The following is a 24014-nucleotide window of genomic DNA, read 5'->3' as shown; positions in this document are numbered from 1 at the left end:
CAAAAAGATGGCATACAATCCACTTGAAGACCCGAATTTGGTAGATTTTAGAGAGCACTACAACCACGAATTGACTGAGGAAGACAGGAGTCGGCTGCACAGAGAAAATTTCGAAGGCATGGATTGCAGCAGATCGGAAGGTCCAAGGGTGGACTACGGTGAAGGTGGGCGCGTTAACCTTGATCCAGCCTTACGAGAAGTGCCAGGCGCAAGTGATGAAGTGAGAAGAAGCGTTAGAGGAACCCGCATTCTCCCCGAATAAAATTTCGCCCTTGACGCTAGACCATTAGCACACTAATATAGTGAGTGCTAATTTTAACACGCGCGCGGCGCACATTAATTCAAAAACCTATGTCAAAAATCATTGGAATCGACCTTGGAACCACCAACACCTGTTTTGCAGTAATGGAAGGTGGTGAACCCACCGTAATCGCCAATAGCGAGGGCAAGCAAACCACCCCTTCTATTGTGGCGATAAAGGACAAAGAAAGACTCGTGGGTGAACCTGCAAAACGCCAAATGGTGATGAATGAACGAAACACCATTTTCTCCGCAAAACGGCTCATCGGTCGCAAATACGACGAAGTGAAAAAAATCACCGACCGCTTCCCTTTTGAAGTGAAAAAAGGAAAAAATGGGGAGGCTGTGATTGTGCTCGACGGTGAAGAAAAACAACCTCAAGAAATCTCTGCCATGGTCTTGCAAAAAGTGAAGGCCGACGCAGAAAAATATCTGGGCGGAGAGGTCACTCGAGCGGTCATCACCGTGCCCGCTTACTTCAACGACTCTCAACGACAAGCCACAAAAGATGCGGGAGAAATTGCCGGTCTCAAAGTCGAAAGAATCATCAACGAACCCACCGCGGCCGCTCTGGCTTATGGTCTGGACAAACATGTGGGTGAAAAGAAGATTGCCGTATTCGACCTTGGAGGAGGAACTTTTGATATCTCCATTTTGGAATTGGGAGACGGCGTTTTCCAGGTGCTGTCCACCAATGGAGACACCTTTTTGGGAGGAGATGATTTTGATATGGTGCTCATGGATTACCTCGCTGATGAATTCAAAAAACAAGAAGGCATCGACCTCAAAAGCGACAATGTGGCACTGCAACGCCTCAAAGAAGCGGCCGAAAAAGCAAAGATCGAGCTTTCCTCTCAACACGAAACCGACATCAATTTACCCTTCATCACCGCGGACAAGAATGGTCCAAAACACTTGGTGATGAAACTCAGCCGAAGCAAGTTGGAAGACCTCACCGCGGAACTCGTGGAGCGCTGCACCAAACCGTGTAAGCAAGCCATTGAAGACTCAAAAGTTTTTGTGAGCGATATTGCGGAAGTGGTGCTCGTGGGAGGAATGACCCGCATGCCCGCCGTCCAAGCCAAAGCCAAAGAAATTTTTGGAAAAGAACCTCACCGTGGAATCAATCCTGACGAAGTGGTGGCCTTGGGTGCCGCCATTCAAGGGGGAGTTTTGCAGGGCGATGTGAAAGATATTTTGCTCTTGGATGTCATTCCACTTTCTCTCGGAATCGAAACGCTTGGAGGAGTGATGACCAAACTCATCGAAAAAAACACCACCATCCCCACCAGCAAGTCACAAGTGTTTTCCACTGCGGCAGACAGCCAACCATCCGTGGATGTTCGCGTCTTTCAAGGGGAACGCCCCATGGCCGCAGACAACAAATTGCTCGGAAATTTTGGACTGGACGGAATCCCTCCCGCACCCCGCGGAGTGCCTCAAATCGAAGTGTCTTTTGACATCGACGCCAACGGAATCCTGCATGTAAAAGCAGTGGACAAAGCCAGCGGGAAAAGCCAACACATCACCATCACCGGATCCGGCGGACTCTCCAAAGAAGAAATTGAAAAGATGAAAGAAGAGGCGGAAAAATTTGCCGAAGAAGATAAGAAAAAGAAAGACAGTGTGGAAATTCGAGTGAACGCGGAATCTCTGGTTTCCCAAACGGAACGAACACTCAAAGACTTGGGTGAAAAAGTACCCGCCGATGTAAAAACCGGCGTGGACGCCAAGCTCAAAGATCTCAAAGACGCCCTTGCCAACGCCGAAACTTCTCCCGAAGACTTAAAAACCAAGCACGAATCCCTCGCCGAAGAAATCCAAAAAATCGGCGCCAGCATGTACAGCCAACCCGGCGCAGGTGCCCCAGGGGCTGAAGATGCTGAAGGCCCTGCGGGCGAAGGTGCGGCTACAAGCGAAGATCCGGAGGTAAAGGTCTATGAAAAGGGAGAGGAGCCAGAAGACAAGAAGGAGGAATAATTTTTAAATAACTTTTAACAGAATCTCTATGCCCGACGAACCTAAAAAAAGTGTCCGCATCCAACCCATTGAATACGCCGTGTTCTGCGACTACGCCTCCATGTCTATGGATGGAAAAGTCAATTTGGTGGGCATCTTTGACCGCATCATGGCGGAACAAGTGCCGGCCATGCATCCTCAAATGTTCGTGGTGTCCAAAATTCTGATTCCAAAAGGAAAGCACAATATTTCTTTCGCACTGATGCAGGAAGACAAGGTGCTCGCAAAATCCAGCATGGAAAAGGAAGTGGAAAAACCACTCATCTCTCACATGCATTTTTGGGGCATTCAAGGTCTTAAAATAGAGACTTGGGAAAACATTGAACTGCAGATTCTTTTTGAGGGAAAACAAGTTTTGGTGAAACGACTTCCCATAGTTAAGGTTGAAAAGAAAGGCAAATAAGGAGAAAGAACAATAAGTAGCCATTATTTACAGATTAAGTGCTCAGCACAAACAGGTTTGTGGAACCTTTTAAAATATGCTATAATTAAGGGATGCCACACAGCAGTTAATCCCGCATGAATGAGTGATAAAAAGAAACCCACCCATTTGGAGGAAATGGGTAAGCAAGCTCAAGCTCCAGATTCTACAGATTTCACTAAAGTCCAATCTGACCTTGCCTTTAAGGAAGCCTTGGTGAGTGTCACGGCAAAAAAGACCTACCCACCCATTGCCGAACTCCCCATCATAGAACCATCAAATGAAGACCGCGTCTTAGGTGAAGGGTTCGATGCCAATGTCAGAAATTTTAGCGTGGTGTTAAGAGAAGATCACCCGATATTAACCGAGCTTAAATCGATAGTGGATGAACTGAGTGAAGTGGCAGGATACCCAGGTTTGATTCAAAATATAAGAGTTTATGAAGACGAAGATAATGTACCCAATGCATCCATCGTAAAAACCACTCGCACAGTTTACATTTCCTCATCCCTAATCCATTCACTCAACTACGAACATGACAAAATATTGGGGGTATTGGCTCACGAATTGGCACATCTGTTTTTCTCGAACAAAGAACATCTCGAAATAGCAAGCGCAGCTACAGAATTCCTTCTTAACCACATTGATAGCTATGAAGAAGAGTACTGCGTAGATCGACTGTCTGTGTACTTGATGACTAGATTAGGGGTAGACCCACAATGTGTAATCGACGCCCACGAAATACTCGATTCGGAACAAGGAAAAGCTCTTAAAGCAGCCGAAACTATCGTCTTCAGTTCTCTTCTTAGTACCCATCCCATGACCACCCGTCGCCTTCAGCAGCTTAAGCGTTTACGACGAGCGTTTTATTCCAGCACACTCCGCTACGATCCCAAACACACATTATCACCCGCAAAACATTCAGATTTTCATCGGAAACGCGTGGAGTGGGAAATACCTACCCGATGGATGAACTTCCACCTTAGTGGTAATGATTACATCAACCCTAAAGACATCGTTTACGATGACCCCACTCTATCCAGCGGCATTTTCGCTTCAAATGTGAATGTCGAGGGCTTAACTTCCAACCTCAAGGATGAATGGTGGCGTGCCGCAATGCTTTCTGCTTTTGATGAAGTTGAACAGGATGACATAAGAGAACAATTGCAAGCCTTGAGCCCTCAAGACCTATTAGAACTCATGAACCTAGACCCAAAACGGTGCTTGTCCAGAGGTAAAGGCGTAAGCAAAGTGCCTGGAATGGTTTACGGAGTAATGGCCATTCTGGTCGAAGTCTACTTAAGCAAAGAGCCTGATTTTGATCCACTTTTAGATCTCGCTGAAAATTTTTACAGGAATAATGGAGTATTTTTCCCGTACATTGCCCACGATGCGGCGCGCGAACTATTAAAAGCGAAGGATAGACAGTGGTTTGAAGAAAAACTATCGCGTTACGGCTTCATCGCGGAGGAATTTTTTGGCACAATGTACTTGAATAAAGACTGGCAATTGAGTTATACCGGAGGAAAAATTGCTTCTCCTAGGTCAACCGCGCCACGCCCCCTCTATTCTTCAAACTTTTCTGTACGCATACAAGAGGGGAAGAAGTCCTTCTTAGGGAAAATCGTCCTTGTTTCCAACGGAGACTCAATCCAAATTGAAAAAAACAAACACGAATATTTTGTGGTTCGGATCCCAGCTCAGCTCTTAATTGGGAAACCGAAAGACGAAGTCGAAGAGATTTTAAAAGAACAAGGAATAGAGTTTGATGTGGTAGATCTCCACGATTATTGGATCAAAACAATACACGACACCATTCATGCATTATCAAACGAGAGTGAAGCAAGTGCATTTTTTGACGAACAAATGAAAAGGAGGGCTTTTAATGTGGCTGCACGAGCCACACTTGGCGACCATGAAATTTCAGATCTCAATTTTTGGGAAGATCCGAGAATGATGGTGGGTGCTTTGGGTGAAGAAACAGCTCTAGCCTATTTTTCTGGCACAAAACGGCGTGCTGTTCCTTACACTGAATCCTTAAGTTCAGTTGGTTTCGCTGTGGAAGATTTATTTTGGGAGTTTAGTTCCCATTATAAAGACTGGTTAACAAAAACGGGTACAGAAGCGATTGATTATTTGGTGGGATGCTATTCAAGTCAATGTTTGGAGCGAGATCTCTGGCTCATGCGCTCTGTGGGGTGGCCCACCATTCACTATACCCACGAGATTGAAACAGTAGTGACCAAAATTCAAGCCCTTGAAGATCCCAACCTGTTGACACGTTTTGCGCGACATTTTAAGAATCCTATTTTTATACTTGCCGCTTCCTCTCGTTTATGGGAACTAAAGGATCAGTGCATAATCCCATTTGATGAAACTTACTTAAATGAAGTTTTAGCTGAAGTTCCACCTCACTTAAGAGCAAATCGAGCCTTGAAAGAGTTGATCTCTTGCTTCCCATACCCTTGTGCAGAAAGGGATGAAAAGCTTCGCACACTCATTGACCAAGCACAGACAGAGGAGGACACCTTAGCACTGTCCAAGCTCTATCAAACACCCGCACTCTTATCCACAGAAAAGAGAAAAAGACAAACTGTAGTGCGAACTGAAACACTGATGGACACCATCGAAAAAGTCGATAGCCTCGACCGTGAAGAAATATTACTCTATTTGCTCGGCAAGAGACGCTTTTTATTCAAAGCCACCAATTTATACTTGGAAGAAAACATTTATGAGTTCAAGAAGGTAACCCCGTACCGCATACAAGCCTTATATGGCAACTTAAAAGAACAGTCATTAAAGTTTGCAAAAGGGTACGAACTCGATGACTTCCTCCTGAGCAAACCCTCACTCGGAGTGATGATCGAGCTCTCTTTAGGAATAAACTTAGAGGAGGCAATGCGCGCTGGCGTGAGCTTCTCAAAGCAAGATCGCATCAATCTATTAACCGAGCTACTTATTGCTCCAAAAGGAGCAATGAATGGGAAACGAAAAGAGAAGTTTGTTCAAGAAGTTGTACGATTGCTTGTAGACAGAAAAGAAGGAGTTACCAATCAGTTGGATGAGAATGGAAGACAAGCCTGTAAATCCTTACTAAATGTATTTCTTCTGACATGTCCACAAGAAAAACTTCCTGCTATCTTTCACGATATTTGGACATTAATGACCTCAGATAATATCCACTCCGTTCCGGAAGCATTGGCATCCATCATGCAAGCATACGGAGGCATAATGATTAAAGCAGGACAGTACATCGCCACACAAGTCAGAGATTTGCCGGAAGAGTGGAGACACGCTTTTAGAAAATTATCCGATCAAAATCAACACGCTGATAAGGTTTTGGTCTATGAACTCTCCAATCAAGCCTTTGGGGGAAGAAGTCCTTTAAAAGAAATCGGACGGAAAATTGCGGAGGGATCCATGGCAGCCGTATATGAAGCAGAACTACATTCCGGAGAAAGGGTCGCTTATAAAAAAATCCACTCCTGGTTGGATTTGGAACTGGAGGAGGATGCTCAAGTCCTGGCTTCGTTGGTTGAGCACTTTAATACTGCCACTCATTCAGGGAAAAGGCTCTTTCCAATCAGCCTACCTACTAATCTGGCAACCATTGTTAAGCAGCAAATAAAAGAGGAGCTTTCCATGGGGAATGAACGAAACAATTACGAGAGCTTAAACGCGGGTTTGCATATAGAACGGATCGAAGGAATCCGCACACCTCTAGTGAAAAGAGGCCTATTGGATAGTGCTGATCAACCTGTCACTCAGAGCGAAGATGCTTTGATCTTAGAGTTGATTAAAGGCTGTTCAATTGATGACGATGGTGCAATTGGGAAGCTGGGACTGGACCCAAAAGCTTTGAAAAAGGAAGTAGCCTTAGCAAACTTAAGACTCATACTAAGTGGCAAGTCTTACCATGCCGATTTAAATCCAGGGAACATGATCATCCAAAGAAAATCGGGGCCGACCTCCGCGTCCATTGTTTGGATCGACCCAGGGAACCTAGGTCAGCTAAGCACGGAAGCCGTCACCAACTTACGAAATTTATTTAAAAAATTGATTAACCCCTTGGCTTCAAAACCCATGGCTTTAGGTCTTTTTTTGGCATCCATCATAGAGCAAAGTGCTCATCCCGACCTCAAAGATAAAATTAATGTTTGGCTTCAACGCCATGGCAGTGAAAAAGTAAGCCTGGCAAGCCTAAATCAGAATGTAACAGAATTTTTTGACTTCTGCCGTTCAGAACAAATTGAACTCAAAGAAGAATGGGTTCATTGTTTCCGTGCTTTAGGGCTCATGGCTCCCTTTCTTCAGGAACTCGAACTGAAGGATCTAATGAAGCTGGCACCTCTTCTTGTCTAATCCCTCCTTTCGCGCTATCCTCTCAGCACTTTTTAAGTTTGCAAAAAATGCTCGACCCAAAATTCATTGTCCAAAATCCTGAACTCGTCCGTGAAGCGGCTCGCAAAAAACGGATCGATTTTGCCGTGGATCGATTTATTGAAGTCGATGAAAAACGCCGCAGTTTACAGGCTGAACTAGACACACTTCGCGCAGAAAAAAACAAGGCTTCCGACAAAATCCAAAAACTCAGCGGCGAAGAAAAGCAAGCAGCCATTGCCGAAATGCGCGCTCAAGGGGACAGTGAAAAAACCGTGAGCGAAGCTTTGAATGAAGTGGAAACCGAATGGAAAGCCCTCATGCTCCGCGCTCCGGGACTCATTTCTCCCGATGCTCCCGAGGGCAAAGACGACACGGAAAATGTGGAACTTTACACCTGGGGCGAACTTCCAAAATTTGATTTTAAGCCTAAAGATCACATGACCCTGGGCAAAGACCTGGACCTTGTGGACATCGACCGAGGAGTGAAAATCGGCGGAAGTCGAAGCTACTTTTTAAAGAATGACGGCATGCTTTTGGAACTCGCCATTTTGCAATACACCCTCAATAAACTCGTGGCCAAAGGCTTCACCCCCTTCCTTCCCCCGCTCCTGGTGAACCGTGAGGCCATGGAAGGCACCGGATATTTTCCGGGCGGAGAGGAACAAGCCTACACCATGGAACGCGATGAAAAATATTTGATTGGAACCAGCGAAGTGGCCGTGGCTTCTTACCACAGCGACGAAATTTTGAAAGAAGATGAACTACCCAAACTCTACGCGGGCTATTCCAACTGTTTCCGTCGTGAAGCCGGAACTTACGGAAAAGACACACACGGGCTTTACCGCATTCACCAATTCCAAAAAATCGAACAAGTGGTCCTGTGTAAAAATGACATGGAAGAAAGTAAAAAAATGCACGCTTTTCTCCTAAAAAATGCTGAGGAAGTTTTGCAGGACCTCAAGCTCCCCTACCGCGTGGTAGCGGTTTGTGGCGGAGACATGGGACAAGGCCAATACTACAAAAACGACATCGAAACTTGGATGCCCTCTCGCGAAAGTTACGGTGAAACCCATTCTTGTTCCACCTTCCTGGATTACCAGGCTCGCCGCCTCAACACTCGTTACAAAGACAAGGACGGCAAAATGCAATTTGTGCACACTCTCAATAACACCTGCATCGCCTCCCCCCGCATTCTCATTCCCATTTTGGAAATCTACCAAAATGCCAACGGCAGCATCACCATTCCGGAAGTGCTACGGCCTTACATGGGCGGACGAGACAAGATTGGTGTGTAAGTTTTGTAAAGATCCTGCGTCACAATACGCATACCCTTCTTCACAAACAGCCTCATGAAAATCGTTGATCTCAAAAACAATCCCTTCATCGCATATCTTGTGGCGCTCATCGCAGCCATCCTTATTGTTGGCAGTGGAGAATACAATTATCAGTATCCGTTAATCATCAAAATTTTACACACCGTACTAATCTCATTCGTTCTTTTTGGCGTGAGTTGGTTGGTCTACAAAATCACTAACGAAGAAACCAAGCTCAATTCAAAAGTTAAATTCATTCTTGCCTTCGCGACTCTCGTGGGCGGTATGCTGTTCATACAATATCAAAATGAAAAAATTGAGGAGCTGGAAGAAGATGTATTGATCATTGAGCAAGAGATCGACAGCGTATGGGAAACCGTGCAAGAGGAAGAAGAGATTAAAGTGGAAGAGAGTAAAATCAGTGATGAAATCACAGAGACCATCCCCTGTACCGAAGATGGCGCCACAACAGAAATTTTAAACGAAAGCTGGCAATTGGTGACCTTTGAAGAATATGATTTTTCATTTGAGCTCCCCAAAGACTGGGAGATCGATACCGAAGGATGTAGCAACAGCCTAGGAGCAGTTTCAATGGAGCGCAAAAAAGAGGCGGAGCTCCATGACGGAACTGAGTACTGGCGATGGGATTTAAATATTACCGTGAACACCCCCACTTCATATGAATACGAGCAAGAAGGTTTAACATTTGAAGAATGGATCATGAGTGACGACACTCGCTGGGGTTCCAGAGTTAGCCCTGTCAAAGAAATTCAACTGGATGGAGAAACCGCTTACACTTGGTCCAGTAATGCGTTTGGCCTTTTTGACACCATCATGATGGAGCGAGAAAACGGACTCATTTATGATATCGTGCTAGTAGAACCCACCGGCGAGCCTGAGGCTTTCGCTCACTTTCTTGAAAGCTTCTCGTTCACTGATTAAGCCCACTTCACCGCTTCCTTCCCGTGCTGTTGCAAATAGGCGTTGGTTTTGCTGAACGGTTTGCTTCCAAAAAATCCACTGTACGCGGAGAGGGGCGAAGGATGCGCCGCCTTTAAAATCAAATGCCGGCTCGCATCAATGCGCGCGCCTTTTTCTTGCGCGTACCTCCCCCACAAAATAAAAACCAAATTTTCTTTTTCGCGCGAAAGGGCTTCCACCACCGCATCCGTGAAGGGTTCCCAACCTTTTTTTTGATGCGAACCCGCTTGATGCGCTTGCACCGTGAGCGTGGCATTGAGGAGCAAAATCCCCTGCCGCGCCCAGTCATCCAAACAACCCTCCGTGCGGAGAATCCCACCCAAATCCGCCTGAATTTCCTTAAAAATATTTTGGAGCGACGGCGGCATTTGCACACCCGAATTCACAGAAAAACACAGTCCATTCGCCTGCCCCGGTCCGTGGTACGGATCCTGGCCCAAGATCACAACTTTAACTTCTTCAAACGGACACAGTTCAAAGGCACGAAAAATATTCGCAGGTGCCGGAAAAACTTTCTTCACAGCGTACTCCGCACGGACAAATTCCACCAAGTCTTTAAAGTAGGGCTTTTCAAATTCTGCACCCAAGTGCCGTTTCCATGATTCGTGAATTTTGATGTCCATACCCCAATTCTAACGAGTCCCGCTTGCTAATTCAAAGGGTCTTGTTAGACTGGTCTCATTCTTATCCACTCCGTTTATGAATATGAAAAAAATCCTCACCATCCTCGGCAGAGTTTTACTCGTCCTCATTATGCTCATGCCCATTCTGGGAACCCTGGGCGTTTTTCCGGAGCCAACAGCTGACATGTACAGCACCGAAAAGGCCTTCAATTTCATCCAAGCATTAACGGAGGCTCAATACATCCCCTTGCTCATTGCACTGATTTTCGCCGTCGCCATCGGCCTCACCATCGCGAACCGAATGGCACTGGTGGCACTGCTCATTCTCCCCATCACGGTTAACATTGTGGCTTTCCACTGGGTGCTGGACGGAGGCCCTTTCACCGGCGGCGCAGTTATGGGCAATGTGCTTCTCCTCCTCAATCTTACCTTTTTGTGGCAAAACCGAAAAAGCTACGCAGTGCTATTGAAGAAGAGCTAGACGAGTCTAAACATACGACGAACACCTCGCTCTATTCCATCGTACTCACCCCCCTCAGTTACATAGGTAAAGTCACTATGGCCAGGATCCCCATAGGCAAAATTGATGACAAAAGCACAAGAAAGATTCTGGGGCCCAGAGTCCAAAAATGAGGATACACGATGGCCTATCCTCCTGGGTGGTCCTACAAATGGACCTCCAATAAACTCTTCAAATTGTCTAATTTCAGATGATTTTGCTGCCCACTGCAAACCATCGGCACTTGCAAACAAACCTTGAGTTTGACTGTAAAGGAGCCAAACAGAATCGGGAAGTTTCAAGCTCCGACCAGGAGGATTCGCAGGTAGTAATGGGGGAAACATTTGATGCCCATCTCTTACAACGGCGCTTCTTGCCCCAGCATAACTCGTTTCTCGGTTCGTCAGAGCTGGCCTAACGCTTTCGTCTGCGACCAGTGGATTCCCCCGTTTATCAAATCCAAATAAAACAGGTTGTCGTAGTGCATGAGCTATCTGCAAGTTATTTCCGTGTAAAAGTCTAGCTTGCACAACGGACCAAGGTACTTGCCCTTTGCGATCAAGAGACCACCTATCGTACATTTCTTTGTAATCCACCAAACGGGAGTCAACTTCATAACCGTCCGTACTTCCTTCCTTTTCTGCTGACATAAAAACGAGCTTACAAAAATAGAGGGTGAGATTACCATGCCGCCTACGGATTTGGCAATCCCCACTACTCCAAATACCCACCCACCTGCAAATCCCAGAGTTTTTTGTAAATACCGGATTTCTTTTTGATCAAATCTTTGTGAGTGCCTTCCTCCGCGATCTGCCCTTTTTCCAAAACCAAAATGCGGTCCATGTCCACCACAGTGGACAAACGATGGGCAATCACAAAAACCGTTTTTCCCTTCATCAAAACTTTGAGCGCGTCCTTAATCATTTTTTCGGATTCCGAATCCAAGCTCGAAGTGGCTTCATCCAAAACCAAAATCTTGGTCTGAGATAAAATAGCTCTGGCAATGGCCACGCGTTGCCGCTCCCCACCCGAAAGTTTAACGCCTCTCTCCCCAACAAAAGTTTGGTAGCCCTTGGGCAACTTGGAAATAAACTCATGGCAATGCGCCAGTTTCGCCGCCGTAATGACCTCTTTATCGGTCGCCTCAAGCCGCCCGTAACGAATATTTTCCATGAGTGATCGGTGGAACAAAACCGGATCTTGTGGCACCAAAGCAATTTGTTTTCGCAAGCTGTCTTGAGTCACTTGAGCAATGTCCTGCCCATCCAAAAGAATGCGCCCTCCATCCAAATCAAAAAGACGCAAAAGGAGTTTAATGAGCGTGGTTTTCCCTCCACCCGAAAGTCCAATAAGTGCAACCCGCTCGCCCGGTTTCACCGAAAAAGAAAGCTGTTTGATCACACTTTGATCAATATCATCCGTATAGGAAAACGACACGCGATCAAAATCCACCGCTCCTTTTTTCATCACCAAATTTTTAGCCCGTGGCTTGTCCACCACTTCAATTGGAGTTTGCAAAATCTCCGTCATTTCTTCGGCATCCGCCAAGCTTTCATAAAACCGACGGAGCGATCGATCAAAGCCCCAGAGTTGTGAGAACAATTCTAAAAGATAACTTTGCAAAAGTATGAAATGCCCCACGGTCAAAGACCCGGTTTTCCACTCCAAAATGGCGAGGTAAAAAACTAAAAATTCCAAGCTCAACATAAAAAGAAATTGCACCGCCTCCACATGATTATTAAAAAACCATGCCGCCCGAATTTTAGAGGACCAGTCCTGCGTCACCTCCGCAAATCGGCTCCGCTCATATTTAAAGTTAGCAAAAAGTTTGATCGTACTGTTATTGGTGATGCTATCGGCAAGCTGAGCGGTAAGCCGCGTATCTGCCTCCGCTTTAGGAAGGTTATAGCGTTTGAGTTTGTACGAAGAAATCCACAAATGCAGTCCCACAAAAATAGAGACCCAAACCAAAATAGAAAATCCCAGCCAAAAATTAAGCGTGAACAAAACCACCACCGCAATCACAATGCGCAAACTCAAAGTATAAAAATCATAAAAAATTTGATCTAAAATGTCTTCAAAACTCCGCGCCATCCGTCCCACTCGTTTGACCAAAGAACCCACAAACTGATTGTTGAAAAAGTTAGTGGAGTGCTTATGCAGGTGCTCAAAACAAGCGTCTGCAACTTCCTTCATCCCACGACTTTCCACAATGCACATGGAATAAAAAGAAAGCCGCCAAAAAAACCACTCCGCAAGACCAATGCCCACAATACTGAACAAAATAGGCATGAGCCGTTCCGCCTGCCCCTGATTCAATGCATTGATCAAATTCTTAAGGAAAAACGCATTCACCATCGCGCCCGATGCACCCCCCGTCGCCCCAATAAACACAAGCAAAACCAAAAACCATTGCTTCCGCAAATATTTTCCATAAAACTGCAGGGTGAGCCGAGTGTTTTTTCGCATGCCGCAAGTTTAACACCTAAAGTACAAGTTCAACAACGCGATTTGACAAAAGGTAGGAATAGCGTAGAGTTTTAGCACTTAACCAGAGAGCAAATGATAGACCAATACGCAGATCTCACGGGATGTCCTAAAGTTGGGTTAACCCGAGAGAAAATACTTTGCGAAGGCGCTCATGAAACGACAGATGGGCCTGAAATGGTAGAAGTGATAAGAGTTGGAGAAGCAGTTGGAAATAACTGTAGGATGCTTGTCTCTGGCATGTGCTCAAACGGAGAAACTCGACTAGACGATGGGACTCTACTGAGCCACCAGCCCTGCCGCCACCTCAGCCCAATCGAAACTAAATAGTTCACAATATTTTTAAAGACAGCGCAGGTCCACTTGCTCACCAGAAGAGTGAGTTTGGTGTTTTTCCGCATGCATACAGTATAACAAATAAAAAAGCCCCCATGAATGGGGGCTTTTTTGAAAAGGCTAGGTTTCCCCGGCTTCTTTTAGAAAAACTAATATCTATCTAAAGGCAATCGCGTGATAAGCAAAGTTTCAGGATCTAAAGTATAAACGAAGTGTGCGTGCTCTCCAGTTGTATCGGCATTAGCCCCGAGCTGATAGCTCCCATCTTCCATAAGAGTCAAATTGGCACGGATAGCATACTCGACACTTCCAAACTCCTGCGCACACTCAATCTCATAAGTATCTACAGTAGGTTCATGGGTAACTCCCAATTCTGATGAGCTACACATAAGTGAAACATTCATGGGATAGCCCGAATCAACAGGATAGGCATTGGCCTGAATCTGGATAGGACAAATTGAAGGAGCAGTAGCTGAGCTTAAACCATCCAACATAGCAATAAAATCAGCTGAATCATCAGGTACTCCATCGAAAAGATTTTCCTGAACGCAAGATGTAATTGGGCTTAATTTACCCTGGAGCATACCGGGATTTGAAGCCACGGCAACGGCGGAAACAAGCAGAACGCCAAGGGCTCCTGTGAGGTAAACGATTTTCTTCTTCATATTTGTTTTGGTTAAAAAATAGAAAAGAAATCATGTTATTATAACATGTTTAGCAAAAAAAACAAGTCCACTTGTTCGACAGATTCATATCTTATTATAGAATGGCTGTCGACATAGCTCTCGAATTACAGATTGTGTTGCGCAAGAGAGCAAAGATAAGGAGGTCGGCTTCCACTAGCGGAAACCGCCCTGTTTCATTTTTTACATCTTAAACCGATCCAGGACTATGCCTAAAGCCGCATCGAAAAGCGCGTCAAGCGCCGGTAAAAAAAAGCTCCCTGTCCCTGCGGTAAAAGAAGCGTCCAACAAAACACTTTCCACCAAACCTTTGGATCGGAAATATTTTGTCGACCTTCACGGAAAGGCAGAAATGCCAAACCTTATTGAGATTCAAACGGAATCTTATGAGTGGTTCCTTAACGAAGGAATCCGTGAGCTTCTCGAGGAAATCTCCCCCATCACCGATTTCTCGGGGAAGAAACTCGAACTGCACTTTCTTGACCACTCTTTGGGGGAATGTAAGTACAGTCCCGAACAATGCCGTCTTAAGAATCTGTCTTACGAAGCTCCGCTCAAAGTGCATGTGCAGCTCATTAATAAGGAAAGCGGGGAAATCAAGGAGCAGGATGTTTTCCTTGGGCCTATTCCTCTTATGACGCGCGATGGAAGTTTTTTGGTGAATGGAATCGAACGCGTGGTGGTTTCTCAGATTGTTCGTTCCCCCGGGGTGTTCTTTTCCAAAAACCCTGCTGCTTCAGGTATGCACAATGCCAAGATCATTCCAAAACGAGGAGCTTGGCTCGAAATTGAAACCGACAAGAAAGGAGTGATCACTGTAAAAATCGATCGAAAGCGAAAAATCTTCATCACTTCCATGCTCCGTGTGTTCGGTTTCGACACCGACAAAAAGATCATGGATCTCTTTAAAGACGACATCAGGGATCCCATTCATGACTACATTTTGCACACGCTTGAAAAGGACCCTGCAAAAACCATGGATGAAGCGTACAAGGCCATCTACAAAAAGATTCGTCCGGGAGATTTGGCCACACCGGAAAATGCAAAGGCTCTCATCGAGTCTCTGTTCTTCGACTACAAGAAGTACGACATGGGTAGCGTTGCACGATACAAGATCAACCGTCGTTTTGACCTCAAGACTCCAAACGAACGAAAATTCCACACCTTCCAGATTGACGATTTTACCCTCATCTTGAAGCATCTCATTAAGCTCAATAATAAAGAAGCGGCTCCGGATGATATCGATCACCTTTCCAATCGTCGTATTCGACCTGTTGGAGAACTCGTTCAAAACAAGTTCCGCGTGGGTCTCCTTCGAACCGAACGCATCGCAAAAGACCGTATGACGGTAATGGATCTGGACACGGTGACTCCCACTCAATTGGTGAACTCCCGCCCAATCACGGCGGCTCTTCGTGAATTCTATGCGAGTTCACAATTGTCTCAGTTCATGGATCAAACCAATCCTTTGTCCGAACTCGAGCACAAGCGCCGTCTTTCTGCCATGGGTCCCGGAGGTCTCTCCCGTGAACGCGCATCCTTCGATGTTCGTGATGTGCATCCCTCCCACTACGGACGAATCTGTCCTATTGCCACCCCGGAAGGACCAAACATCGGTCTCGTGGTGCACTTGGCTTCTTACGCAAAGATCAACAAATACGGATTCATCGAAACTCCTCTCCGTGAAGTGATGCATGAGGTGAAAAATGACGGAAAAGCCGCCATCGGACACACGCTTGCCGAAGGGGTAGCGGGCATCAAGAAAGGAACGGTCATCGATGAAAAGGCCGCCAAGGCCCTGACAAAAGAAAAAGACATGAAGGAAGTCTCCGTGCAAGCCTTCTTGGGAAGCAAGGTCTCTTACTTTGACGCCGAAGACGAGAATGAAATCGTTTACGCTCAAGCCAACACTCCTCTCACGCATGAAGGAGAGTTTATTGAAGACACCGCCAACGCCCGAAAGATGGGAGAACCCATTACCGTTACCGAAAAAGAAGTGTCTCACATGGACATTTCCCCTCAACAGATTATTTCCGTGTCCACTTCCTTGATCCCATTCTTGGAACACGATGACAACACTCGTGCCTCCATGGGATCCAACATGCAACGACAAGCCGTACCTTTGCTCCGCCCCACCACTCCTGTGGTAGGAACGGGTATGGAAGGCCTCGCCGCCCGCAACACCAATCAGGTTGAAATTGCGGAAGAAGATGGAACCGTGGCCTTTGTGGATGGAAATCGAATCGATGTCATCTACGACTCAGGAAAGAAAGTGTCTTACCATTTGGATGTGTATCGTCGCACCAACCAAGGAAGCTCTTTTCACCAAAGACCCATTTGTAGCACCGGACAAAAAGTGAAAGCCGGAGACATTTTGGCCGATGGAGCTTCTACCGAAAAGGGCGATCTCGCTCTAGGACAAAACATCCTCGTGGCGTACATGCCATGGGAAGGTTACAACTTTGAGGATGCCGTCATTTTGTCCAGCCGAATGCTCAAAGAAGACAAGTTCAGCTCCGTCCACCTTGAAGACTTTACCGTGGATGTCCGTGACACCAAGCTGGGACCGGAGATTGTGACTCGTGATATCCCCAATGTGGGAGAAGCACGGCTCAAAGATCTCGATGACGATGGAATCGTTCGCGTGGGAGCCTCCGTTCGTGAAGGAGACATTCTTGTGGGTAAAATCACACCAAAAGGAGAAACCGAACTCACTCCGGAAGAACGGCTCTTGCGAGCAATCTTCGGAGACAAAGCTCGTGACGTTAAGGACACTTCCCTTCGCCTCCCGGGTGGAGAAGGAGGAAAAGTGGTCAGTGTTCAAATCTTCTCTCGTGAAAACGGAGATGAGCTTGAAAACGGAGTCATTCAACAAATCCGTGTTTCAGTGGCACAAACCCGCCGTATTCAAGTGGGAGACAAAATGGCCGGACGACACGGAAACAAGGGAGTCGTTTCCATTATTGTGCCTCAAGAGGACATGCCTTACATGCCGGATGGAACTCCTGTCGACATTGTGTTGAATCCACTTGGAGTATCCAGCCGTATGAACATTGGACAAATTCTGGAGACCCACTTGGGTTGGGCCGCAGAAAAACTCGGAGTCTATGTCGCCACTCCCACTCTCAATGGAGTGACCAACGAACAGATCAAAGAAATGCTCAAGAAGGCCGACCTTCCTGAAGATGGAAAAATCCAACTTTTTGATGGAAAGACCGGAGAAGCCTTTGACCACAAGAGCACGGTTGGAATCGCCTACATGCTCAAACTGGCTCACTTGGTTGAAGACAAGATTCATGCACGAAGCGTCGGGCCCTACTCTCTGGTTACACAACAGCCTTTGGGAGGAAAAGCTCAACACGGAGGACAGCGATTTGGAGAAATGGAAGTGTGGGCCTTGGAAGCCTACGGAGCAGCTCATGTGCTACAAGAAATGCTCACCATCAAATCCGATGACACTTATGGCCGTGCGAAAGCCTATGAATCCATCATTAAGGCCGAACCTATTCGAAAACCTCGCACACCGGAATCCTTCAATGTGCTCGTGAAGGAACTTCAATCTTTAGGACTCAATGTAGACCTCTTGCAACTGGAAGAAGACGGAACCGTGGATCCCGAAAACGAGTATGTGGAACCCGAACCGGAAGATGAACCTATTCTCGAATCGCCAGGAGCCCTTGTGGCCGAGGCGGGTGAAGCGGGTTTCAGTGAAGAAGGAGACAGTTTTGATGAAGAGGATGACGAAGTCGACGCTCCTAAAGAACCCGACTTAGAGGAAGAGATTTAGCATTCAAAATAGACCTGTCCTGATTCTTACTTACCAATCATGCAAACTTTAATCTGGATCCTCATCCTCATAGCTTCCCTCGCAGTCGCAGCAGCGGCCTCCCAGGTCTTTGCCGCAAAAGCGGAGGAGGCCGCCAAAGCCAGCCGCTTCTCCCCATTTTTCACGGGAGTTATGGTTATGGCACTGGGCGTGAGCCTACCTGAACTCGTCACCTCCGTGGTGGCCAGTCTCAAAAACTATTCTTCCTTTGTGCCTGCCTTGGTGTGGGGATCCAACCTTGTGAATCTTTTGCTCATTCTTGGCGTCTCCGCCATGCGTGCAAAGACTCTGACCATCAGCAAAGAGGATTCCTTAAAGCAAATCCCTCTCTTGCTCTGCACAGTATTCCTGCTCATTGCACTTTCTTTCGATGGAACCGTGACTTCAACCGAAGGTTTGATCCTGCTTGCTGCCCTGGTGGTGTTTCTGTTGGCAAAAGCCCAGGCCGCCAAACAAGGACTGCTGGATCGAATGGGACAACTCTTCAATATGGAATCATGGTCCATTCCCCTAGCCCTTGCGCTTCTGCTTTCCGCGGTGGCACTCGTGGCGGGATCCTATTTCTCCTTTGTTGGAACGGTGGAACTGTCTGAACAAAACAACTGGCTCCCGGGACTTTTAGGGGGCAGCGCGGTGGCACTGGCTTTCTCCATTCCGGAACTGGCCCTCGCCCTGCGTGCCGCCAAAAAAGGGTACGGAGATGAAGTGGTGTCCATTCTAGTCACCTCAACGGTGCTCAATTCCACTCTGGTCATTGCCATCGCTTCCTTTATGGGACCCCTCAATGTTTCCGGCGAGACTTTGGTTTTAGCTCTGCCCTTCCTCCTTATCTCACTTATTCTGTTTTCATTTTCAGCTCTTCAAAAAAGATGGTCCGCTTACGAGGGGGCTTTTCTGGTTCTCCTTTACCTCGTTTTCTTATTTCAATTTCTTAATCCTTTACTCTCATGATGAATAATCAAGATTCAAAGAAGGGACCTGTCCTCTTTGATGCGATTGCCATCTCCGTGGCCTCCCCCGAGCAGATCATGTCCTGGTCTCACGGTGAAGTCAAAAAACCGGAGACCATCAACTACCGGACTCAAAAACCGGAGCGCGATGGACTTTTCTGTGAACGCATTTTCGGTCCTACGAAGAACTGGGAATGTGCCTGTGGAAAATACAAGCGCATCCGCTACAAAGGTGTTATTTGTGAAAAGTGTGGAGTGGAGGTCACCCGTTCCATCGTGCGCCGAAGCCGCATGGGACACATCACTCTCGCCGTACCGGTAACTCACATTTGGTTCCTCAGGTCCACTCCAAGCCGTATTGGGCTTTTGCTCAACCTGCCGGTGAAAATCATGGAACAAATTGTCTACTTTGCCGCGTACATCATCACGGAAGTGGATGAAAAAGCAAAAGAACTGGCCATCGCCCAAATTCAAGATGAATTCCAAAGCCACAAAAAAGACATCATTCGTGAGTACGAAGAACGACTGCGCGTGGGAGGAACCAGTCCTAAAGACATCGAAAAAGAACAAGCCATGAAAGTGGAGGAGTTGACCGAAACCGCGGAACAAGCTCGCACAGACTTGGAATCTCTCGAAAAGAGCAAAGTGCTCACCGAATTGGAATACCGCGACATGTCCATGAAATTCGGACATGTATTCAAGGCCGGAACCGGAGCGGAATCTTTGCACAAAATCATTGGGAACATGAACATGGAAGAAGAGATCAAGCAAATGGAAAAAGAGATGGAAAAGGCCAGCGGACAAAAGCGCACCAAGATCATGAAACGAATCAAGCTCATCGGATCCCTTGTAAAAGCCGGCATCAAATCAGAATGGATGATCATGACCATTCTCCCGGTTATTCCTCCGGATCTTCGTCCGATGGTTCAGCTCGATGGAGGCCGTTACGCCGCTTCCGATCTCAACGATCTTTATCGCCGCGTCATCAACCGTAACAATCGTCTCAAACGCTTGATCGCCATCGGAGCTCCCGAAGTGATCTGCCGAAATGAGAAGCGCATGCTTCAGGAAGCCGTGGACACCCTCATCAACAACAGCGCCCGCCAAGGAAAAACGGTCTTCAATTCCGGTGATAAGCGCAAACTCCGTTCCCTTTCCGACATGCTTAAAGGAAAGCAAGGACGCTTCCGTCAAAATCTTCTTGGAAAGCGCGTGGATTACTCCGGTCGTTCCGTAATTGTCATCGGACCTAAGTTGATGCTCGACCAATGTGGACTTCCAAAAATAATGGCGCTCGAACTCTTCAAACCCTTTGTAATTGGAAAACTCATCGCGGATGGTTACGCACACAACATCAAGAGTGCTGAGAAAATGATCCAAGGCAGCGACAAAGTGATTTGGGATATTTTGGAGGCCGTGACCAAAGATCGATTCGTACTGCTCAACCGCGCGCCTACCCTGCACCGTCTCGGTATCCAAGCGTTCCGCCCCGTACTGATCGAAGGAAAGGCCATTCAAGTTCACCCTCTCGTGTGTAGCGCGTTCAACGCCGACTTCGATGGAGACCAGATGGCTGTGCATGTCCCTCTTTCCAACAAAGCTCAAGAAGAAGCGCGAGACCTCATGTGCAGCGCACGAAATCTTCTCAAGCCTTCTGCCGGAGAACCTATCACCGTTCCCACTCAGGACATGGTGCTTGGTCTTTACTACCTCACGGTCATGCAGCCCAAAAAGAAGGGAGAAGGAAAAGTGTTTGGAAACCTGGAAGAAGCGCTTCTTGCCATGGATTACAAAGAAGTGCATCTCCAAGCAAAAGTGAGAATTCGTTTGAATGGTGAGATCATCGAAACCACCATCGGTCGTGCCATTTACAACACAGTGGTTCCCGAAGGTATGGGATACCAAAATCACACCCTCAAGAAAAAGGAAATTGCAGAAATCGTGGCCCTCGTATTCGAAAAATACGGCCTTGAGGTGACCGCTAAGCTTTGTGATGACCTCAAAGAGCTCGGTTTCAAATACGCCACTCGCTCCGGTATTTCCATTGCCGGTGCCGATCTCCACATTCCAAAGGAAAAGGCAAAGATCATGAAAGATTCCGAAGAATTGGTCGCTCAAGTTCAAGATTACTTCAGCAGAGGTCTCATCACGGAAGACGAACGCTACAACCAAGCCATTAAGATCTGGGGGCGAACCAAAAACGACATCGCCAAAGTGATGATCGAAGCTTTCGATCACGAAAACGATATCTTCTATCAAGTAGATTCCGGTGCTCGTGGTAACTGGGGGCAGATCACTCAGCTCTGTGGAATGAAGGGTCTTGTGGCCAATCCGGCCGGTAAGACCATTGAACTTCCCATTAAGTCCAACTTGATGGAAGGATTCACCATCTTGGAATACTTTATTGCTACTCACGGAGGACGAAAAGGTAAATCCGACACCGCGCTCAAAACCGCCGAAGCCGGATACCTCACCCGTCGTCTGGTGGATGCGGTGCAAGACATCGTGATCAAGGCAGAAGACTGTGGCACCGAGCTCACCCACTTGGTGACTCGTGCAGAATCTGAGAAAATCGGTGAAGCCTTTGAAAACCGTATTTTCGGCCGCACACTCGGAGAAGATGTCCTAGACTCCAAGGGAAAGAAACTTGCTGCTGCAGGAAGTGAAATCGACAAAGCCGCACTCAAGCTCATTAAGGAAGCTCAAGTGCCGGAGGTTCGTGTTCGCTCCGTAATGACTTGTCTCACTCTCAATGGAGTGTGCCAAAAATGTTACGGTCGTGATCTTGGAACAAGCAAGACGGTGGATTTGGGAACCGCAGTGGGAATCATTGCCGCTCAATCCATTGGAGAGCCTGGAACTCAGCTCACCATGCGTACCTTCCACATGGGAGGAATCGCTGACGAAGACGACATCACGCAAGGTTTGACTCGTGTGGAAGAACTCTTTGAAGCCCGCACTCCAAAGAAGCCGGCTATTCTTGCCGAAATCGATGGAAAGGTACAAGTGAGCACAAAGGGAAACCAAACCGTGATCACCATCACTCCCACCACCGTTCCGGAAGCAAAATTTGAAGTGCCAGAAGGATTTGAAGTCACCGTAAAGAAGGATGACAAGATCAACATTAAAGATGTCCTTGCCGAAAAAGGCGCAAAAAAACTCCGCGCAACTCTGGATGGAGTTGTAGTTAAGGCAGGAAAGAAAGAGATCGTTATTCAACCGATTGCCGTAGAAGAAACCTACAAGTTGGATGCCGGAAAGAGCATCAAAGTGAAGAATGGAGACCTTGTGGCCAAGGGAACTGCCCTCACCGGAGGACACTTGAATTTGCGTAAGCTCATGAAGCTCACGGATATTTACACCACGCAAAAGTACATCATGAGTGAGGTGCAAAGCATCTACGCTTCACAAGGACAAACCATCAACGACAAACACATCGAAATCATCACTCGTCAGATGTTCTCCAAGATTCGTATTGCTGAAGCGGGCGCAAGCAACTTCCTCCCCGGTGAAATCGTGGATTTCCAAACCATGGTGGAAGAAAACACTGGCTTCGAAAAAAAGAAGCAGCCTCTCATCGAATACGAGCGCTTGCTCTTGGGTCTTACCCGCATTGCTCTTCACACCGAAAGTTGGCTCTCTGCCGCTTCCTTCCAAGAAACCATTCGCGTACTTGTGGAAGCCGCAACAACCCACCGTGTGGACATGCTCGCCGGTCTCAAAGAAAATGTCATCATCGGTCGCCTCATCCCTGCCGGTGAAACCTTCCGCAAACAATTCCGCGGCGAGGCCATCGACACTCGAGAGGATTAGTCCATCACCATTTAAAAAGCCGCTAAGATCATTCATGGTCCTAGCGGCTTTTTTAGAATCAAACCTTCAAAACATCGCTTTGCACCTTAGCCGTAACACCCTGGATGGTGTGAGGCTGTCCCAACGAATCATATAAATTTGCAACAATAGAGTGCAAAACAGCGTCAAGAAACCTTTTGATGTCGGTTTCGTTTCCAACTTTGCCATAGGCAGCCAATCCCCTGCTTTCAATACACAACGACACCCATTTTTGCCTTAAAAGAAGTGTTTCTTTAGTGCCGCCCCCTTCGAGTATCAAAACCAGTTGTTCTGGTAAAAGCTCGGAGTGGGTTAAATCAAACCTAAGAAACCGTCCATCCGGTGTCTTCAAGGTCCCTTGAAATTCTCTTCCCCCATTCAAAACCAAACCAAGTTGATCCCAGGCTGTTTTAATAAGGGCAAAGGGCACCTCATCACGAATCTCACAATCAGGACTCAGTTCAAACCCTTTATCAGGCTGACCGGAGTTAGGGGACATAATGAAGGGGAAAAATTATTTTTTTATACTACTGTGTTCAGAACCAAAAATCAATTCGCCGACCCCCCTTCATACCCCTGACAAGTATTATCTGATGCTGATACACTTCTCATCCGTTCACGACTTTGACCTTCACCCAAAGCAGTTCTTAAAGCTTGATTCTCCTTAAGAACCCTTTCCAACTCAGTCCTGACTGTAGCCAATTCAGCTTGAAGCCTCTTCAATTCTTCCGATGGATCATTCTCGTCTTCAGACTGACCCAAGTCAACTCCATACTCTACTCCTATCATAGTTAAAGTGTGTTAAAATTTAAGAGAGCAATCTAACACCGAGAAAATGGCGAAACAATAGAAAAAATGAATCCACTAAAATTCCCTTGCACTAAGCCAAAGGATCTACTAAACTGCCTCAGCACTAATCAAAAATGCCAACAATAAACCAACTCATCCGCAAGCCTCGCAAGGCTGTTAAGAAAAAGAGCAAGGCTCCTGCACTTCAAACGATTCTCAATACGCTGAAGTCTCAGAACCGTCCTCTCTCCTGCCCTGCAAAGCGAGGAGTGTGCACAAAAGTGACCACCATGACGCCTAAAAAGCCTAACTCCGCTCTCCGAAAGATTGCGCGCGTTCGTCTTACCAACGGCATGGAAGTGAATGCTTACATCGGAGGTGAAGGACACAATCTGCAGGAACACTCCATTGTGATGGTTCGTGGAGGTCGTGTAAAAGATTTGCCTGGAGTTCGTTACCACATCATTCGTGGATCTCTCGACTGCCAAGGGGTACAAAACCGAAAACAAAGCCGAAGCCGATACGGAGCAAAGAAGCCTAAGAAGTAAGCAATAAAGTTGCCAAGCAACATCA

Annotated in this window: 16 protein-coding genes and 1 pseudogene; 11 read left to right on the top strand and 6 right to left on the bottom strand. The window is 46.8% G+C overall.

The genetic code is table 25. From position 1 onward, the window contains the following. The first annotated feature begins 7 nt into the window (after positions 1 to 7). The 6 genes from WC777_03220 to WC777_03195 all read left to right on the top strand — a co-directional run bounded on the left by WC777_03220 (position 8) and on the right by WC777_03195 (position 9378). Complete coding sequence (locus tag WC777_03220; GenBank protein MFA6024199.1) at positions 8 to 262, top strand: hypothetical protein; 255 nt, start codon at positions 8 to 10, stop codon at positions 260 to 262. Between the two features lie 89 nt (positions 263 to 351). Beyond that, positions 352 to 2280, top strand: a complete 1929-nt coding sequence (gene dnaK, locus WC777_03215; protein MFA6024198.1) for a molecular chaperone DnaK — start codon at positions 352 to 354, stop codon at positions 2278 to 2280. 28 nt (positions 2281 to 2308) lie between these two features. Beyond that, positions 2309 to 2722 (top strand): hypothetical protein, encoded by a 414-nt coding sequence (locus tag WC777_03210; GenBank protein MFA6024197.1) that lies wholly within the window; start codon positions 2309 to 2311, stop codon positions 2720 to 2722. Between the two features lie 120 nt (positions 2723 to 2842). Continuing rightward, a complete protein-coding gene (locus WC777_03205; GenBank protein MFA6024196.1) occupies positions 2843 to 7102 on the top strand; it encodes an AarF/UbiB family protein in 4260 nt (1419 codons plus the stop codon). Between the two features lie 47 nt (positions 7103 to 7149). Beyond that, positions 7150 to 8418, top strand: coding sequence for a serine--tRNA ligase (serS, locus tag WC777_03200; protein ID MFA6024195.1), 1269 nt, complete (start codon positions 7150 to 7152; stop codon positions 8416 to 8418). A gap of 54 nt (positions 8419 to 8472) precedes the next feature. Then, a complete protein-coding gene (locus WC777_03195) occupies positions 8473 to 9378 on the top strand; it encodes a hypothetical protein (GenBank protein ID MFA6024194.1) in 906 nt (301 codons plus the stop codon). On the opposite strand, the gene WC777_03190 is transcribed toward WC777_03195, so the two are convergent. Continuing rightward, positions 9375 to 10040 (bottom strand): uracil-DNA glycosylase, encoded by a 666-nt coding sequence (locus WC777_03190; protein ID MFA6024193.1) that lies wholly within the window; start codon positions 10038 to 10040, stop codon positions 9375 to 9377. The genes WC777_03195 and WC777_03190 overlap by 4 nt on opposite strands. 76 nt (positions 10041 to 10116) lie before the next feature. On the opposite strand from WC777_03190, the gene WC777_03185 reads away from it, so the two are divergent. Continuing rightward, positions 10117 to 10521, top strand: a complete 405-nt coding sequence (locus WC777_03185) for a hypothetical protein (protein ID MFA6024192.1) — start codon at positions 10117 to 10119, stop codon at positions 10519 to 10521. Here WC777_03185 and WC777_03180 read toward each other — a convergent pair. The 3 genes from WC777_03180 to WC777_03170 all read right to left on the bottom strand — a co-directional run bounded on the left by WC777_03180 (position 10518) and on the right by WC777_03170 (position 14027). After that, positions 10518 to 11189 (bottom strand): hypothetical protein, encoded by a 672-nt coding sequence (locus WC777_03180; GenBank protein MFA6024191.1) that lies wholly within the window; start codon positions 11187 to 11189, stop codon positions 10518 to 10520. The genes WC777_03185 and WC777_03180 overlap by 4 nt on opposite strands. A gap of 64 nt (positions 11190 to 11253) precedes the next feature. Then, complete coding sequence (locus WC777_03175; GenBank protein MFA6024190.1) at positions 11254 to 13008, bottom strand: ABC transporter ATP-binding protein; 1755 nt, start codon at positions 13006 to 13008, stop codon at positions 11254 to 11256. 503 nt (positions 13009 to 13511) lie between these two features. After that, positions 13512 to 14027: a hypothetical protein gene (locus tag WC777_03170; protein ID MFA6024189.1), complete on the bottom strand. Its 516-nt coding sequence runs from the start codon at positions 14025 to 14027 to the stop codon at positions 13512 to 13514. Between the two features lie 226 nt (positions 14028 to 14253). Between WC777_03170 and WC777_03165 the strand changes: the two genes are divergently transcribed. The 3 genes and pseudogenes from WC777_03165 to rpoC all read left to right on the top strand — a co-directional run bounded on the left by WC777_03165 (position 14254) and on the right by rpoC (position 22634). Beyond that, the gene (locus WC777_03165) at positions 14254 to 17832 is read left to right on the top strand and encodes a DNA-directed RNA polymerase subunit beta (GenBank protein MFA6024188.1); all 3579 of its coding nucleotides are present in this window, start codon (positions 14254 to 14256) and stop codon (positions 17830 to 17832) included. A 39-nt stretch (positions 17833 to 17871) separates the two neighbouring features. Beyond that, positions 17872 to 18786: pseudogene (locus WC777_03160) on the top strand (hypothetical protein). Positions 18787 to 18818: 32 nt separating this feature from the next. Continuing rightward, complete coding sequence (gene rpoC, locus WC777_03155) at positions 18819 to 22634, top strand: DNA-directed RNA polymerase subunit beta' (GenBank protein ID MFA6024187.1); 3816 nt, start codon at positions 18819 to 18821, stop codon at positions 22632 to 22634. Positions 22635 to 22686: 52 nt separating this feature from the next. On the opposite strand, the gene WC777_03150 is transcribed toward rpoC, so the two are convergent. Then, the gene (locus tag WC777_03150) at positions 22687 to 23151 is read right to left on the bottom strand and encodes a hypothetical protein (GenBank protein ID MFA6024186.1); all 465 of its coding nucleotides are present in this window, start codon (positions 23149 to 23151) and stop codon (positions 22687 to 22689) included. A gap of 23 nt (positions 23152 to 23174) precedes the next feature. After that, positions 23175 to 23441 carry a hypothetical protein gene (locus tag WC777_03145; protein MFA6024185.1) on the bottom strand — a complete coding sequence of 89 codons (267 nt, stop codon included), beginning with the start codon at positions 23439 to 23441 and terminating at the stop codon, positions 23175 to 23177. A 134-nt stretch (positions 23442 to 23575) separates the two neighbouring features. Between WC777_03145 and rpsL the strand changes: the two genes are divergently transcribed. Continuing rightward, positions 23576 to 23989 (top strand): 30S ribosomal protein S12, encoded by a 414-nt coding sequence (rpsL, locus tag WC777_03140; GenBank protein ID MFA6024184.1) that lies wholly within the window; start codon positions 23576 to 23578, stop codon positions 23987 to 23989. Positions 23990 to 24014: the final 25 nt, after the last annotated feature.

It is taken from the genome of Candidatus Gracilibacteria bacterium (genome assembly GCA_041661045.1).
GTDB lineage: Bacteria > Patescibacteriota > Gracilibacteria > UBA1369 > 2-02-FULL-48-14 > 2-02-FULL-48-14.
The sequence above is the reverse complement of the archived record's forward strand: the minus strand, read 5'-3'. Positions and strand labels throughout refer to the sequence as shown.